This window comes from Allgaiera indica (genome assembly GCF_900106675.1).
GTDB lineage: Bacteria > Pseudomonadota > Alphaproteobacteria > Rhodobacterales > Rhodobacteraceae > Acidimangrovimonas > Acidimangrovimonas indica.
Genome location: NZ_FNOB01000020.1, coordinates 21,429 through 36,059 on the forward strand (window position 1 = coordinate 21,429; position 14,631 = coordinate 36,059).

Consider the following 14,631-nt stretch of genomic DNA (forward strand, 5'->3'; position numbering starts at 1 on the left):
AAACTTGCAATAGGTGACAAACTTCGCGACGTAGCCTCGGATCATGACCACAGCCCCAACCCAGACGCCCGGCCAGACTCTCGGCCAGACTCCCGCCCAGACCCCGCCGGTTCTGTCCACCGTGTCCTTCGCCTTTGTCGAGGACTGGCTCGCGGCGCTGCGGGCCTATTGCCCGCCGCAGCAGCTGGCGGGCTTCCTGGAGCAGACCGGACTGGCCGTCGCCAGGGGCCAGCCGCGCGCGCGGGTGACGCACGACCAGATCGTGCGCCTGTATCAGCTGGTGGCGGTCGGCACCGGGGACGAGATGATGGGGCTCTGGAGCCGGCCGATGCGGTCCGGCGCGCTCAAGCATCTGTGCGCCTCGGTGCTCGGGGCCTCGTCGCTGGGGGCGGCGCTTTATCGCTTCACCACCTTCTGGAACCTGCTGCTGGACGATCACCGGCTGACGCTGGAGCAGGAGGGAGAGGTGTTGCGGCTGTCGATCCTGCCGCGCGGCGCGGCGGTGCCGCAGCGGTTCGGCCATATGCTGCTGCTGAAGCTGGCGCATGGTATCGCCTCGTGGCTGGCCGGGCGCGAGCTGCCGCTGCGCGAGGTCGGGTTCGTCTTTGCCCGCCCCGGGTTCGCCGAGGATTATCCGATCCTGTTTCCCGCCCCGATCCGGTTCGCGCAGCCCTGTTCGTCGATCAGCTTCGACCGCTCGATCGGGCCGCGTCCGGTGGCGGCCAGCGAGGCCGGGATGCAGGAATTCCTGGTCCGGGCGCCGCGCGACTGGATCTTTACCAGCTACCGTGAACATGCGCTGCCGTTGCGTCTGCGCGAGCTGCTGCTGCTGTCGGACCGGATGCAATTTCACCTCGAAGACGCTGCCCGCGCGCTCAACCTGACCCCGCGCACCCTGATGCGGCGGCTGAAGGGAGAGGGCACCTCGTTCCAGGACATCAAGGACGGGCTGCGGCGCGACATCGCCATTCGGGACCTGACCCAGGGAGGCAAGAGCCTGGAAGGGGTATCGCAGGATATCGGCTTCGCTTCCGTGGCGAATTTCCACAGGGCATTCAAACGGTGGACAGGCACGACCCCCGGTGCCTATCGCCGCGACCGCCGTTGACAGGCCTGCATGGGCGCCGATGGCCGCTTCGGGGCGATCAGGCCGGAGCCCGGTGTTTGCCGGGGGCAATACCACGGGACAATCCTGAATTTTGTGCTCTGGCGTGGTAACTGCTCGTAGGGTGGTGTCAGAAGAACTTCACTTGAGGCGCGGCAGGGGCCCGTATCATCTGGTCATGGCCCAGCGTTCTCCTTTCGCTATTTCAAGACGTCGCCCGAGATCATCCGCGTGGCGGAAATGATGCATGTCCGGTTCTACGCCGTGCCCACGGTAGCCGCAGTCGACGACGGCCAGTTTCGGTTTTCGATCCGCGAGGATCCCGACCTGCTTCAGGGCTTCGGCACCCGTGAAACCGCTGCTGTAACGATCGCGCGAAACGCGTGCCCACGTTGCCGCGAAATCAGCGCCCACCTTCCGCGAAATACGCATTACCTGATCGCGGATGATCGCTGACTTCTTTTCGTTCATATCCGAACATCAACCAATACCGCGTATGCCGCCGCTCCCCTGTTCGCCTGAGCGCGCCCATCTCCGCGAGCTGCTTCAGGTCTCGCGTCGTGGTGGCGCGCGATGTGCCGGTGATGGCGATGTAGTTTTCCGCGCTGAGGCCCCCCTTGAACCCGTCCGGCCCCTCACGGAACATGCGATCGATCACCTTGGCCTGCCGGTCGTTCAGCCGGTTCCGGAACTGGTCGTAGAACTTTGCCTTGGCGATGAAGAAGGCGACCCGTGTCAGCGTCACCTGCTGCGCCTTGAGGACGGTCTCAGCGAACCAGAGCAGCCAGTCGGTGACATCCAATGTCCTCTGATGGGTCGCGAGCTGGTCGTAGTAACCGTTGCGATCCCGTTCGATCGTGTAGGCCAATGCGATGAGGCTCGGCTGTCCGATGTTCTGCGCGAGGGACTTTTCTGCCAGAGCGCGCCCAAGGCGGCCATTGCCGTCCTCGAAGGGATGGATGCTCTCGAACCAGAGATGCCCAAGCGCCGCTCGCGTCAGTGCAGGCAGGGGCGCGGGCCCGTTTGGCGCCGTGCGGTTGAACCAGTCGACGAAGGTGTTCATTTCGCCTTGGATCTGCGCCGAAGGCGGGGCTTCGAAATGCACCGTCGGTTGGTCGATGCGACCGGACACGATCTGCATCGCGTCGTCATGCCGACGGTAGGCGCCAATGGTCTCGAGGCTGTGATCGTGCGACAGGAGCATTCCATGCCAGCGACACAGGGTGTCGTGGGTCAGAGGGGCGGCGTAGTTCGAATAGGCGTCGACCATCATCTCGGCGACGCCCTGCTCACGGGGCCTGGATGGCGCGCCGTCAGCGGTCAGTCCGAACTGACGGCGCAGGGAGGATTGCACACTGGACCGGTCCAGCACCTCGCCCTCGATGGCGCTCGTCCGCATCGCCTCTTCACTCAGAAGCTCGATGCGCAACCGGCCGCGCTCTTCGCTGGTCACATGGCGGACGGCGCCCAGTATCTCGCCGGACGACAGCAGGAACCGCCGCTCGAGAGGTTCGACGGAGGCGCTGTCATATTGGAAATTCGGCCAGCCGGGTTGCGTCCAGTTCCGGCGCATGAGCTATAGAGTCCTTTTCTATAACTCACGATGCCGCACATTCGTGATTTATGGAAGGGCGTTCTATGCATCACAAACGCTGCTTGCGACGGCGCCCAATATCGTGCGCTGCGTTGGATCAGCCCCCGCGCACGTAAAGTGGCGCATGTCAGGCGGCCTCGGCCACAGGCTCGTAGCGCACGTCGGCCAAGGCATCGTTCAGCCAGGCGTGCCGCAGGTCGCCATTGTTCCAAAATCTATTTTGAGCTTTGTTGGCTGGGTGGTGCCAGCAGGCAGAGCCTAACCATCCGGTCGCATCCAGAGCACGCAGCAGCGTTGCTCACCCAGACGCCCCCACGCCCGCATCCTCCAGCTGCTCTCGGTCCGGCAGATCGCGCAGGCTCTCCAGCCCGAAGGCCACCAGAAACGCCTCGGTGGTGACGAAGGTATAGGGCGCGCCGCGCCGGGGGCTGCGGGGGCCGGTGGCGATCAGGCCGCGCGCGTGCAAACGGCCGATCAGGTCGCGGCTGATCTCACGCCCGAAAATCTCCTTCAGCCCGTCGCGGGTGATCGGCTGGTGATAGGCGATCGCCGCCAGCACGGCGACGTCGAACTCCCGCAGATCGAGCAGTTGATCGCCCACATCCGCCGCCGCCCGCACCGCCGCGGCATAGGCCGGTCGGGTGCGCAGGATCCAGCCCTCGCCCACCGCGGCCACCTCAAAGGCGCGGCCCTCCAGCTCGGCCGCCAGATCGCCGATCAGCAGATCGACCGAAACATCGCCCACCACCTTCGCCAGATCCGCCCGCGGCACCGGGCTGGCGGAGGCAAACAACACCGCCTCGACCCGCCGCAGCCATTCGCGCCAGCGCAGATCGGGCGGCAGGTCGGGCAACTCGCGGTCCAGCTCAGCCATCCTCTCACACCCCGTAAAGGCGAAAGCTGTCGCGCCCGGTCAGCTCGCGCACAGCGCCCAGTTCCACCAGCCGCTCACACAGCCGCCGCGCGGCGCGGTCCGACATCAGCGCCGCCAGATCACGGGGCGCCAGCGCGTCGCGAGACAGAAACAGCGCCACCGCCTGCCCCGCCCCCTTGGCGCGCAGCTTCGGCGCCACCGCCCGCAGCCGCCCGGCCCCGCGCGTGACCTCGATGGTCAGCTGCATCACCTCTGGCGCCTGCCGCAAAAGCGCCGCTTCACACGCCCGGCGCAGATCCGCGCCGCGCAGCCGCAGATCCCCCGGCCGCAGCCCCGCCACGATCAGCGGCGTGAGATGATCCCACCCCAGCGCACGAGAGGCTGACGCTTCGGCCAGGATCAGCGCCGGGGTTTCCGCGCGCGGGTCTTCGTCAAGGATCTGCTGCAAAACACCGGCGAAGCGGTGCGTCAGCCCCCCCTGCCCCAGTCCGAGGCCCAGCCCGAGCGCGGCGGCGATCCACCGCTCCGGCACCTCCGGCAGCACCACGCCAATTGCCGCCAGCGGCCGCGCCGCCGCCTGCCGCCAGAGCAGCCAGGCCGCGCCCAGCGGATCGGGCTGATCCCCCGGCCCCAGCAGATGCACCGCGTCGCGCAGGGCCGCGAGGACTTCACGCCGCCCCTCCAGCCGCAGCACCGCCTGCGCCGCGCCAAGCGCCAACCGCGCACGCAGCAACGCCCTCGGCACCTCGGGACGGGCGATCTCGCCGTGCAGATGCGCCAACGCAGCGCCCGCACAAAACGCCGTCTCTTCAGCGGTTTGCGGGCGCGCAGCGCTGATCCAGCGCGGCAGTGGTGCGAGCGCGGGCGCGGGGGGGCTGAAGCTGGACGGCTGATGAACCATGCCCGAAGCCTAACGCAGCCCGGCGGTTTGAGCCAGTAAATTGCCCCACAACCGCCGCACCATGGCGATCTTTTTCATGTCCAATAATATTGCATTATCGGACGCTCTGGGGCTAGACTCGAAATCATGCTCGAAACGCCCCAAAAATCGCCCTCAGAGCCGCCAGAACGCCCCGATCCCCCTGAGGGACATCAGGGCGGCGAGGCCATTGCCCTGCCCTCTCATGTCGCGGGATCAGGCGCGCTGGACCGGCTGGGCGACACCGCGCGGGACTATGCCCGTCAGGCCGCCTCCGACAACACGCGCAAGGCCTATGCGAAGGACTGGACCCACTTCGCCCGCTGGTGCCGGATGCGCGGCACGGACCCCCTGCCGCCCGCGCCGCAGTTGATCGGCCTCTATATCGCGGATCTGGCGGCCCCCGGGACGACCACGGAGGGCAAGGCCCCTGCCCTTTCCGTCGCCTCGATCGAGCGGCGCCTCTCGGGGCTTTCCTGGCACTATGCGCAGCGCGGCCAGCCGCTCGACCGCAGGGATCGACATATCGCCAGCGTGCTTGCCGGGATCCGCCGCCGGCACGCCCGGCCGCCGCTGCAGAAAGAGGCGATCATGCCGGAAGACCTGCGCGCGATGCTGGCCACCCTGCCCCACGATCTGCGCGGCCTGCGTGACCGGACGATCCTGCTGATCGGATTTGCCGGCGGCCTGCGGCGCTCGGAAATCGTCCGCCTCGACGTCGGCCGCGACGACACCCCGGGCAGCGGCGGCTGGGTGGAGATCCTTGAAGATGGCGTGCTGATCACCCTGCGCGGCAAGACCGGCTGGCGCGAAGTCGAAATCGCCCGCGGCTCCACCGACCAGACCTGCCCCGTGCATGCGCTGACGCAATGGCTGCACTATGCCAGGATCGACTTCGGCCCGCTCTTCGTCGCGGTCAGCCGCAACGGGCTGAAAGCCACCGACAAGCGGCTTTCCGACAAGCATGTCGCGCGGCTGATCAAGCGGTGTGTCCGCGACGCCGGCCTGCGCCCCGATCTGCCCGAGGCCGCGCGCGTCCGGCTCTACTCGGGCCATTCGCTGCGCGCCGGGCTTGCCAGCAGCGCCGAGGTGGATGAGCGCCATGTGCAAAAGCAGCTCGGCCATGCCTCGGCCGAGATGACCCGCCGTTACCAGCGCCGAAGGGACAGGTTCCGTATCAACCTGACCAAGGCGGCCGGGCTGTGAGCCGCCGGGGCGTGAGGCTTTACGACCCCCCGGATTTCAGCCGACCGCTTGCAGTGAAACCCGGAACCATGGGCGACCGAGCATTCATTAGACATGATAATATTCGCTTATCATGCCTCTTGCTTTCCACCGCCCTGCGGCCCATCCTGCGCGCCATGACCCTGCCCCAAGCCCCGGCCCTGTCGCTGCCGCCCATGCTTTCCGAACAGGACGCGGCGACGCTGACCGAGCTTTATATACGCGGCACGCCCCAGAACACCCGGCGCGCCTATGAGCGTGACCTGCTCTACATCGCCACATGGAAGGCCGTGCGCTTCGGCGGCGCGCTGGACTGGCCCGAGCGCGAGGCGGTGGCGCTGTGCTTCATCCTTGACCACGCGATCGACCTGACGCAGGCGGCGCTGGACGATCCCGCCCGTCAGGTGGCCGAGGGGCTGATCGCCCGGGGCCTGCGCCGCAGCCTCGCCTGCCCGGCGCCCGCGACGCTGGATCGCCGCATCGCCAGCTGGCGGACGTTCCACCGGATGCGCAACCTGCCCTCGCCGTTCGAGGCGCCGCTGATCGCCGAGGCCCGCCGCAAGGCCCGCCGCGCCGCTGCCCGCCAGCCCGCGCCGAAATCGGCCCATCCGATCACCCGCGACGTGCTGGAGACGATGCTGGAAAGCTGCGAACCTTCCCCGCGGGGAAGACGCGACCGGGCGATGCTGATGCTGGGCTTTGCCTCGGGCGGGCGGCGGCGGTCCGAGATCGCGGCGCTGATGCGCGCCGATGTCGGGCTGGAGGGCTTCGCGGCGCAGGGGCTGATCCGGCTGCGGCTGGCCGGGACCAAGACGACGCCGACCGGCAAGACGCCGACTCTGGTGCTGAAGGGCCGCCCGGCGCGGGCGCTGGTCGACTGGATCGAGGCCGCGCGGATCGAGGACGGCCCGCTGTTTCGCGCCATCAGCAAGTCGGGCCGGGTGCTGGCGCGGCAGATGTCGGGCGATGCGGTCTATCAGATCGTGAAGCGGCGGCTGCGGCTGGCGGGGCTGGCGGAGGATTACGCCTCGCCCCACGGGTTGCGGTCGGGTTTCCTGACGCAGGCGGCGCTGGACGGCGCGCCGTTGCAGGCGGCGATGCGGTTGAGCCTGCACAAGTCGATGGCGCAGGCGCAGCGCTATTACGACGATGTCGAGATTGCCGAGAACCCGGCGGGGAATCTGCTGGGGTGAGGTGCGATCCGGGCTATGCCCGGCAAACGCTCCGGTGGAGCGTTTGAGCACCGAACGGGCGGAGCCCAGGGCACGATCCGGGCGGAGCCCAGGGCACGATCCGGGCGGAGCCCAGGGCACGATCCGGGCATAGCCCCGGGCGCGGTCAGCCTCCCCACAGCGCAATCTTCCCCAAAGCGGATCACAGCAGATCTTCCCCGCGGGGAAGGTTTCGGCGGCAAGGGTGCGGCCCAAGCAGGGCGCGCGCCTGAACGTGGGGTGGCGCCCCCCGCCTGATGAGCTTCGCCATTTATGGCGGCAAGGTTCTGCCGGAATGGGAGCGTGATCGAGCGCATCGAAGCGCCAGCCCGGTCGTGCCGCAGGCACGCCTCCGGCGTGACCGGGCAGGCGCTCGCCCTGCGCCTTCGGCGCGCACCGGGCGGCAACAGGGCGCAAACTGATGCAGATTTTCGTCTCTATCCCGGCGCTCCGGGCCGAAACCCACCTTCCCCGCGGGGAAGGTCAGTCGAGTTGATCGAGCATCTTGCGCACCGCGTCTTCCAGCCGGCGCCGGTCGATCATGGTGAAGTCGCGATCCAGCCGCACTTCCAGCCGGCCATTGGCGGCGGTGCATTTCGCCCGCCCCTCGCGCCGGTCGATCTGGAAGCTGGTCTTGGCCTTGCCCGGGGTCGCGGGCACCGCCACGCGCGGCGTCGGCGCGGCGACCGGGTCCAGATCCCCTGCCCCGCTGACCCGGCGCAGCACCTCCAGCTCATCGGTTTCCGAGCGATTCTCCCAGCCGTCCAGCTCGGCCCGGATCCGCGCGACCAGCTCTGGCTCGACCTCCAGCTTGTTGGCCAGTTGCAGCCCCAGCGCGCGCGGGATCGCCGGCGCGAAATGCAGGCACGGGCCGATCCGGTCCAGCAGCCGGATGAAGCCGCGCACATAGCTGCGCTTCTGGTAGCCCGCCGATTTGAACAGCAGCGCCACCACCTTCTCGGGGTCGGCCTCGGCGGTCTGCGGATCGGCGGCATAGTCGACGGCAAGCTGCGCCATCTCGGCGAAGGAGATGTCCTTGCGCACCAGATTCTCATCGACCATCTGACGGTAGAGCGCCTCCAGCTCTGCCCCCGGCTGGGCGACGGCGGCGGGGATCCGGCCCCAGAGATCGGCATCACCGGTCTCTTCCAGAAGCGCGCGGTAAGCGCTGAGGCGGCGGTAGCCCTGGATCAGCTCATAGCCGCCATCCGCGCGGGCCTCCAGCCGGATCGGGTTCGACAGGCCGATGGTGCGGATCGATTCGGTCAGCTCGGCCAGCTCCGGGTCCGGCCCGCGGGCACGGTCGCGGGTCAGCTTGTAGGTCTCGACCTGATCGAGCGGGATCAGGTCGATCACCAGCCCCAGCTTCTTCAGCCGCACATGCTCATGCGCCAGCGCGTCGTTCTCGGCGCGGATCTGCGCCTCGACCTGCTGGCGGTCGCGGGCGGATTGGGCGGCCTCGGTGATGGCGGTGGCCATCGGGCCGCGACGGGCGGCCTTCCCCGCGGGGAAGGTTTCGGGGGAAGGCTCTGCCGGCGCGGCCTGGGGCGGCGTCTCGTCAGAGCCTTCGGGCATCTCGATCTCGAACATGCGGCGCTTGCGGCTCATGGCTCTTCTCCTCAGATCTTGTCCCAGGCAGCGATGGCGCTGGCCTTGAATTCGTCATAGGCGCGGTCGAAACTGGCACGGGCGCGGCGCCAGGTCTCTCGGGTCATCACCCGGTAGTCGATCTCGTAGACCGAGCTGAGGAAGCGTCCGGATTGCTCGACCGCGCGGGTCATCTCGATCGGGTGTTCCGCCACATGATCACCGAACACCTTTCGGAAGGCTTGAAACATCGCGCGGTGCAGGTCGTTGCCCGGCTCATACCGGGTCATCAGGAAGCGGATGTCGGTGAAGGCCTTGGGCAGCGCGATCTTCCCCGCGGGGAAGGTTCCGTCGAACCCCTCGGAGAGATCCTCCAGCGCCTCGGCCAGCTGGCCGATGAAGGAGGTGGTGCTGTCATATTCCCAATAGCCGGGGCCCGAGGGGATATAGAGCATGTCGGCGGCGAAGACCGCGTTCATCGACTGGTAGCCGATGGCCGGGGGGCAGTCGAACAGGATCAGGTCGTAATCGTCGTCGGCGAGGCCATCGAGGTAGCGCGAGACGGCGGCGAAGAACGACCATTCGGGGTTGAGGTGGCGGTATTGGGCGCTGGCGAATTCGACGAAGGCGGCGTTGGCGCAGGAGGGGATGATGTCGATCGTCGACCAGGCGGTGGTCTTGATGAAGTCGTGGTGGCGCAGATCGCCGAGGCCCAGATCGCGGATCGAGGCGGGCAGCTTGCGGTGGGGCAGGGCGGTCCCGGTGGCGGCGCCGACGACGGCGCTGTTCATGCGGTCGGTCTCTCGGATCAGGTCGCGGGCCATGATGCCCCAGACGGTGAAATCCTCGGCCACGTCGTTGAGGCCCATGGAATGCGACAGCGTCGCCTGCGGATCGAAGTCGACGACCAGCACGCGGTAGCCATCGAGCGCCGCGGCATGGGCGAGGTGCAGCGCCACGGTCGACTTGCCGGCGCCGCCCTTGAAGTTGGCGACGGCGGCGCGGAAGGCGCGCTTGCCGGCCGGGCGGGGGGGCATCAGCGACTTGCGGTTGATCTTCATGCGGCGGCGCAGCTCGTTGATCTCGTCGAGCGAGAACCAGCGCTGGCGACCGTCCGCCTCGACCTCGCCGCCGGGAAGGGCGGGGTCGGCGGCCAGCCGGCCACGGAAGGTGGACTGGTTGATGCGGAAGATCAGCTCCGACACCTCCCAGGAGGAAAAGCGCCGCAGCGTCTTGGTGCTTTCGGGGCTGAAGGTCTGCTGCCGGATCCAGCTTTGCATCTTCAGCGACTGGGCCTGAAGCCGGGCCAGGTCTTCGTGGGTATACATCGTCACTGCCTCTTAGACGTAAATTCCTGCCTGAAACCGAAATACGCCGGATTTGCCAAAATTGCAAAAGAGAAGTTAGACTAGGGGCGCACCTTCCCCGCGGGGAAGATCGGCCCTGCGCCGCAAGGGGATGGGGCGAATCGCTTCGCGGTGGGGCAGGGGGGTCAGCCAGTCGTGTGGCCCGCGATATATAGGGGACAGCCCGCGCGCCCCTACGCCATATTGGGGGACAAAAGCGCCCTAATAGGGGACATCCAGGACGCCCCCCTTCACCAGAAAACCTATCTTTCTACGAAAGGTCTTGGGGAAGGGAAGGGGCCGGACGGACCACCTGCTTGACAGAATCGGAGAACTGGACGCTAATGGCTTCAAGGTTGGTAAAAGCGTTGTTGATTGACGCTTTTGCCGAATGACGGACCCGCCGGTTCCTAGGTCAGAAGGTCCGCGACACTGAGGCACGGCGCGGCGGGGGATGCACCCGCCGTCACAGGAGACCGGGATGCAACTGGTAAAACCCGTCGGCCGCGAGGCCGCGTCGCGGAAATACGACCTTCTCAGCGCCCTGATGGCCTTTGCGCTGGCCGGTGACAAGCATCGCCAACGCCAGGTGCTGCGGCTGATGGCGCTGATCACCACCCGCTACAACTGGAAGCGCGATGAGCTGAGCATGGGCCAGGAAGAGATCGCCCGGCTGTGGTCGGTCGATCCGCGGACGGTGAAGCGCGAGATGGCCAAGCTGCGCGCCCAGGGCTGGCTGGTGACGAAGCGGCAGGGCGCGCGGGGACGGGTGAGCCTTTACGGGCTGGATCTGGAACGGATGATGGAGGACACGCGCCCGGTCTGGCCCAGGATCGGCGCGGATTTCGAGGAGCGCATCGCGGCACCGCCCGAGCGGGCAGGGGGGGCGAGCAACGTCGTGCCGCTGCGCGCGGTGGCGCCGCCGGTGGCGGATGGCTCTCTTTGGGCGCGGGTGCAGGCGGCGCTGCACGGCGAGGACGCGGCGGCCTACGGCGCCTGGTTCGGGCCGCTTCAGGAGGTCGGGGTGGAAGAGGCCTGTCTGGTCCTCGCCGCGCCAAGCCGATTCCACGCGAGCTATGTCCAGACCCATCTGGCGGCGCGGCTGCTGGCGGCGGTGCGGCGGCTGGAGCCGGCGATTCGGGATGTGCGGGTGGAAGGGTAGGGGCGCGCGCATCTTAGGCGGGTGCGCGTGGTGTTTATGCAACCACGAGGGTTTCTTATCTGATGGGCCAAGGACGGCCTTTCTGACCGAAGTCTGTCTTGTTACGACACCAGAGGTGACTTTCCCTGACCAATGCTGGGAATTAGTGGATGTCAGAGAGCCGCATGTCGAAAAACAACCTTGGCGAGGCCCGGTGGCTGGCGCAGCTCGAGCCCAATTGCTACCAGCTCGCCGAGTGCAATCAAACCCGGAAGATCTTTCAGATCTTTCTTCCGCGGCACCATGAGACGCGGCGGGGAAACGGCAAGTTCTCTACGGGATTGAGGCCGCTGTTTCCGGGCTACCTGTTTGCCGCATTCGATCCCACACGCGGCTTATGGCGGGCCATCAACGGGACCTAGGGGATCAGCCGTCTGGTTCGCGCGGGCAACGTGCCGCAACCTGTGCCGGAGGAAGTCGTGACCGGGCTCATGGCACGCTGCGATGGGGCAGGGGTCTTCGATTCCGCCACTCCGTTTCGGCCGGGCGACGACGTGCGTATCGGTGCCGGTCCGTTTCTCGACTTCGTCGCGTGGGTGGAGGAGTTGGCCCTCGACCAGCGCGTCTGGGTGCTGCTGGATCTGATGGGGCGGAAGACGCGGATCGCGCGCATTATTCCAAGGTGTTGCGCGCCGTGGGGGCCTGAGCGGTGTCAGCGCACGCAATGGGCTCGCCGGCTGTGAATCATCCAGCCAAGGGGACTGCAAGCCGGTTAGTGAGGCCTGAGGGGAAAAAGCGTCCACGACCCATGGGGCCATTCAGTCTCCAAAATTGTCGATCAACGCAACAAGGTCTTTCAGCGTCGTCGTCGGATATCAAATTTTCTTGTGGTCGTTGTCATTTTGAGTGAACTCTCTGTCCTTGGGTCGCGCCGCTCCAACAGCCTATCCACGGAGTATTTTGTTCTGTGTTTGGGTTTTCCCGCGCTTGGGGTCCTGGGTCGCTCACCATGTCATGAAAATGCATTGAATTCGGTGTTGTTGAGAGAAACATGAAGCGGTGCATCCAAGCGCAATATGTTGCTGCCGGCAGTGGAAATATGTTTCCGCACTTGCCATTCTGTGCGTTTGGTCATGATAAGAGCTGCGTGCGCCTGAGAGGCTTGGTTTGTTCGCAATCTGGCGTGACGCGGAGGAGGTTTGATGAAAAAGACGTTGCTGGTGTTTGGCACGCGGCCAGAAGCTATCAAGATGGCCCCGGTCGTCGACGCACTGAAGGCGACAGCAGGTCTGGACGTGCGGGTTGCCGTGACCGCCCAGCACCGGGAAATGCTCGATCAAGTTCTCACACTGTTCGACATCGTGCCGGATTATGACCTTAACGTCATGAAGCCGGGGCAAGGTCTTACGGAAGTCACAACCGCTGTGCTCTTGGGCATCAAGGCCGTCTTGGAAGAGTTCGCGCCCGACCTAGTGCTTGTTCATGGCGACACGACGACGACCATGTCGGCTTCGCTCGCGGCATACTATCAGCAGACCCCGGTCGGGCATGTCGAAGCCGGGCTACGCACCGGCAATATCTATTCGCCATGGCCTGAAGAGATAAACCGGAAGATAGCTGGTACGATAACCAGCCTGCACTTCGCGCCGACCGAACGGGCGGCCGCAAACCTCAAGAGCGAGGCGGTAGATCCGGCAACCATCTCGATCACGGGAAACACTGTCATCGACGCACTGCTCGATGTGGTCGAGCGGCTGGAGCGTAGCCCCGAGCAAAGCGAGGCGTTCGACCGTGCTTTCGGTCTCGACCTGTCGAAGCGCATGATCCTCGTGACCGGGCATCGGCGCGAAAGCTTCGGCGGCGGGTTTCAACGGATTTGCGCCGCGCTCGCCGCGCTGGCAGAGCGGAAGGACGTGCAGATCGTCTATCCGGTCCACCTCAACCCGAACGTCAAGGGTCCGGTCGAGGAAAATCTGAGCGCGCTTGAGAGGGTGAAACTGATCAAGCCACAGGACTATCTGCCTTTCGTGCATCTGATGCGGCGGGCGAGCCTCATTCTGACCGACTCAGGCGGGGTTCAGGAAGAAGCGCCGTCTCTAGGCAAGCCGGTTCTGGTGATGCGCGACACGACCGAGCGGCCCGAGGCGGTTGATGCGGGGACCGTTAAGTTGGTAGGAACCGACACTGCGAAAATTCTGCGCGAAGCCACTACGCTTCTCGACGACAGCGTGGCCTTCGACGCGATGGCCCGCGCTCACAATCCCTACGGCGACGGACTTGCGTCAAAGCGCATCCGCGACACCATCGTTAAATTCTTCGGTCTCGAGAGAGGGTAGACATAATGTCCGATCATGCGTTCCAGCGTGTTTCCGTCATCGGCCTTGGGTACATCGGGCTGCCGACCGCGGCGATGCTGGCCTCGCGCAAGCTCGAGGTCGTGGGTGTCGACGTCAATCAGCGCGCGGTCGACACGATCAACTGCGGGGAGGTGCATATCGTCGAGCCGGATCTGGACATCATCGTGCGTGCTGCAGTCTCGGGCGGATACCTTCGCGCAACCACCAAGCCCGAGCCCGCGGAGGCCTTTCTGATAGCGGTTCCGACGCCATTCAAGGGCCACAACCACGACCCAGACCTTAGCTATGTCGAGGCCGCGGCGCGCAACATAGCGCCAGTGCTCAAGTCCGGCGATCTGGTGATCCTCGAGAGCACCTCTCCGGTCGGTGCGACCGAGGCAATGGCCGACTGGCTTGCGGCGGCGCGCCCGGACCTCAGCTTTCCGCAGACGAAGGGCGAGGAGTCGGACATCCGGATTGCGCATTGCCCAGAGCGCGTGCTGCCCGGCAAGGTGATGCAGGAACTGATCATCAACGACCGGGTAATCGGCGGTATGACGGCCGCCTGCGCCGCGCGCGCCGTCCAGCTGTATGAGACCTTCGTCACCGGCAAATGCGTCGTGGCCTCGTCGCCGCGGGTGGCCGAGATGGCGAAGCTGACCGAGAACAGCTTCCGCGACGTGAACATCGCCTTCGCGAACGAGCTTTCGCTTATCTGCCACAGATTTGCGATCGATGTGTGGGAGTTGATCAGCCTTGCCAATCGTCACCCGCGGGTCAACATCCTACAGCCCGGCCCCGGCGTCGGCGGCCATTGCATCGCGGTCGATCCGTGGTTCATTGTCTCGTCCGCCCCGGACGACGCCAAGCTGATCCGCACCGCACGCGAGGTGAACGACGGCAAGCCCGGGTGGGTCTTGGACCGGATCGACGAGGCCATCGCGGCGTTCCTGCAGCGGCATCCGGAGCGTAGCGTGAACGACGTCCGGGTCGCCTGCTACGGGTTGGCCTTCAAGCCCGATATCGACGATCTGCGCGAGAGTCCGGCTATGAAGATCACTAAGGCAATGTCGCAACGCCACAAGGGGCCGCTGCTTGTCGTGGAGCCCCATATCGAGGAGCTGCCTGCGGGTCTGTGCAATGCGCGCCTCGTCACCTACGACGACGCGGTCGAGACCGCCGACGTCCATGCGATTCTGGTAGCGCATTCGGCGTTCCGCTCGAGGTCCGTGGCGTCAGACTACGTGGTCGACACGATCGGGGCGCAATGACCTTGGGACCGGGACTTGACCAT

Annotated in this window: 14 protein-coding genes; 8 read left to right on the forward strand and 6 right to left on the reverse strand. The window is 66.1% G+C overall.

Features of this window, described 5'->3' with window-relative positions:
• The first annotated feature begins 43 nt into the window (after positions 1 to 43).
• Positions 44 to 1,108: an AraC family transcriptional regulator gene (locus tag BLV97_RS15850; protein WP_081824911.1), complete on the forward strand. Its 1,065-nt coding sequence runs from the start codon at positions 44 to 46 to the stop codon at positions 1,106 to 1,108.
• 165 nt (positions 1,109 to 1,273) lie between these two features.
• Here BLV97_RS15850 and BLV97_RS20875 read toward each other — a convergent pair whose 3' ends face one another.
• The 4 genes from BLV97_RS20875 to BLV97_RS15865 all read right to left on the reverse strand — a co-directional run bounded on the left by BLV97_RS20875 (position 1,274) and on the right by BLV97_RS15865 (position 4,474).
• A complete protein-coding gene (locus BLV97_RS20875) occupies positions 1,274 to 1,576 on the reverse strand; it encodes a hypothetical protein (RefSeq protein ID WP_143037562.1) in 303 nt (100 codons plus the stop codon).
• Complete coding sequence (locus tag BLV97_RS15855) at positions 1,509 to 2,678, reverse strand: Fic family protein (protein ID WP_081824912.1); 1,170 nt, start codon at positions 2,676 to 2,678, stop codon at positions 1,509 to 1,511. The genes BLV97_RS20875 and BLV97_RS15855 overlap by 68 nt, the downstream gene beginning before the upstream one ends.
• A gap of 319 nt (positions 2,679 to 2,997) precedes the next feature.
• A complete protein-coding gene (gene scpB, locus BLV97_RS15860) occupies positions 2,998 to 3,573 on the reverse strand; it encodes an SMC-Scp complex subunit ScpB (RefSeq protein ID WP_035838595.1) in 576 nt (191 codons plus the stop codon).
• A gap of 4 nt (positions 3,574 to 3,577) precedes the next feature.
• The gene (locus tag BLV97_RS15865) at positions 3,578 to 4,474 is read right to left on the reverse strand and encodes a DUF1403 family protein (protein ID WP_051645856.1); all 897 of its coding nucleotides are present in this window, start codon (positions 4,472 to 4,474) and stop codon (positions 3,578 to 3,580) included.
• 126 nt (positions 4,475 to 4,600) lie between these two features.
• Between BLV97_RS15865 and BLV97_RS15870 the strand changes: the two genes are divergently transcribed.
• Together BLV97_RS15870 and BLV97_RS15875 are read left to right on the forward strand one after the other, a co-directional pair.
• Positions 4,601 to 5,698 (forward strand): tyrosine-type recombinase/integrase, encoded by a 1,098-nt coding sequence (locus BLV97_RS15870; protein WP_035838598.1) that lies wholly within the window; start codon positions 4,601 to 4,603, stop codon positions 5,696 to 5,698.
• A gap of 155 nt (positions 5,699 to 5,853) precedes the next feature.
• Positions 5,854 to 6,909: a tyrosine-type recombinase/integrase gene (locus BLV97_RS15875; protein WP_035838643.1), complete on the forward strand. Its 1,056-nt coding sequence runs from the start codon at positions 5,854 to 5,856 to the stop codon at positions 6,907 to 6,909.
• Positions 6,910 to 7,410: 501 nt separating this feature from the next.
• Here the strand turns inward: BLV97_RS15875 and BLV97_RS15880 are convergent.
• Both BLV97_RS15880 and BLV97_RS15885 read right to left on the reverse strand, forming a co-directional pair.
• The gene (locus BLV97_RS15880) at positions 7,411 to 8,535 is read right to left on the reverse strand and encodes a ParB/RepB/Spo0J family partition protein (protein WP_092164142.1); all 1,125 of its coding nucleotides are present in this window, start codon (positions 8,533 to 8,535) and stop codon (positions 7,411 to 7,413) included.
• 11 nt (positions 8,536 to 8,546) lie between these two features.
• Positions 8,547 to 9,842 (reverse strand): AAA family ATPase, encoded by a 1,296-nt coding sequence (locus BLV97_RS15885; RefSeq protein WP_035838604.1) that lies wholly within the window; start codon positions 9,840 to 9,842, stop codon positions 8,547 to 8,549.
• Between the two features lie 499 nt (positions 9,843 to 10,341).
• On the opposite strand from BLV97_RS15885, the gene BLV97_RS15890 reads away from it, so the two are divergent.
• The 5 genes from BLV97_RS15890 to wecC all read left to right on the forward strand — a co-directional run bounded on the left by BLV97_RS15890 (position 10,342) and on the right by wecC (position 14,608).
• Complete coding sequence (locus tag BLV97_RS15890; protein ID WP_035838606.1) at positions 10,342 to 11,022, forward strand: DnaA N-terminal domain-containing protein; 681 nt, start codon at positions 10,342 to 10,344, stop codon at positions 11,020 to 11,022.
• A 164-nt stretch (positions 11,023 to 11,186) separates the two neighbouring features.
• Complete coding sequence (locus BLV97_RS15895) at positions 11,187 to 11,423, forward strand: transcription termination/antitermination NusG family protein (protein ID WP_051645857.1); 237 nt, start codon at positions 11,187 to 11,189, stop codon at positions 11,421 to 11,423.
• Positions 11,424 to 11,480: 57 nt separating this feature from the next.
• On the forward strand, positions 11,481 to 11,744 hold the full coding sequence (locus BLV97_RS15900) for a KOW domain-containing RNA-binding protein (RefSeq protein WP_143037563.1): 264 nt from the start codon (positions 11,481 to 11,483) through the stop codon (positions 11,742 to 11,744).
• A gap of 459 nt (positions 11,745 to 12,203) precedes the next feature.
• The gene (gene wecB / locus BLV97_RS15905; RefSeq protein WP_035838608.1) at positions 12,204 to 13,337 is read left to right on the forward strand and encodes a non-hydrolyzing UDP-N-acetylglucosamine 2-epimerase; all 1,134 of its coding nucleotides are present in this window, start codon (positions 12,204 to 12,206) and stop codon (positions 13,335 to 13,337) included.
• A gap of 5 nt (positions 13,338 to 13,342) precedes the next feature.
• Positions 13,343 to 14,608: a UDP-N-acetyl-D-mannosamine dehydrogenase gene (gene wecC / locus BLV97_RS15910; RefSeq protein WP_035838611.1), complete on the forward strand. Its 1,266-nt coding sequence runs from the start codon at positions 13,343 to 13,345 to the stop codon at positions 14,606 to 14,608.
• Positions 14,609 to 14,631 lie beyond the last annotated feature (23 nt).

What these genes read in the sequence shown, in the direction of transcription:
- BLV97_RS15855 (WP_081824912.1), bottom strand. Translation starts at nt 2,678, where the DNA reads ATGCGCCGGAACTGGACGCAACCCGGCTGGCCGAATTTCCAATATGAC.
- wecB (WP_035838608.1), top strand. Translation starts at nt 12,204, where the DNA reads ATGAAAAAGACGTTGCTGGTGTTTGGCACGCGGCCAGAAGCTATCAAG.
- scpB (WP_035838595.1), bottom strand. Translation starts at nt 3,573, where the DNA reads ATGGCTGAGCTGGACCGCGAGTTGCCCGACCTGCCGCCCGATCTGCGC.
- BLV97_RS15875 (WP_035838643.1), top strand. Translation starts at nt 5,854, where the DNA reads ATGACCCTGCCCCAAGCCCCGGCCCTGTCGCTGCCGCCCATGCTTTCC.
- BLV97_RS15880 (WP_092164142.1), bottom strand. Translation starts at nt 8,535, where the DNA reads ATGAGCCGCAAGCGCCGCATGTTCGAGATCGAGATGCCCGAAGGCTCT.
- BLV97_RS15870 (WP_035838598.1), top strand. Translation starts at nt 4,601, where the DNA reads ATGCTCGAAACGCCCCAAAAATCGCCCTCAGAGCCGCCAGAACGCCCC.
- BLV97_RS15895 (WP_051645857.1), top strand. Translation starts at nt 11,187, where the DNA reads ATGTCGAAAAACAACCTTGGCGAGGCCCGGTGGCTGGCGCAGCTCGAG.
- BLV97_RS15850 (WP_081824911.1), top strand. Translation starts at nt 44, where the DNA reads ATGACCACAGCCCCAACCCAGACGCCCGGCCAGACTCTCGGCCAGACT.
- BLV97_RS15885 (WP_035838604.1), bottom strand. Translation starts at nt 9,842, where the DNA reads ATGTATACCCACGAAGACCTGGCCCGGCTTCAGGCCCAGTCGCTGAAG.
- wecC (WP_035838611.1), top strand. Translation starts at nt 13,343, where the DNA reads ATGTCCGATCATGCGTTCCAGCGTGTTTCCGTCATCGGCCTTGGGTAC.
- BLV97_RS20875 (WP_143037562.1), bottom strand. Translation starts at nt 1,576, where the DNA reads ATGAACGAAAAGAAGTCAGCGATCATCCGCGATCAGGTAATGCGTATT.
- BLV97_RS15865 (WP_051645856.1), bottom strand. Translation starts at nt 4,474, where the DNA reads ATGGTTCATCAGCCGTCCAGCTTCAGCCCCCCCGCGCCCGCGCTCGCA.
- BLV97_RS15890 (WP_035838606.1), top strand. Translation starts at nt 10,342, where the DNA reads ATGCAACTGGTAAAACCCGTCGGCCGCGAGGCCGCGTCGCGGAAATAC.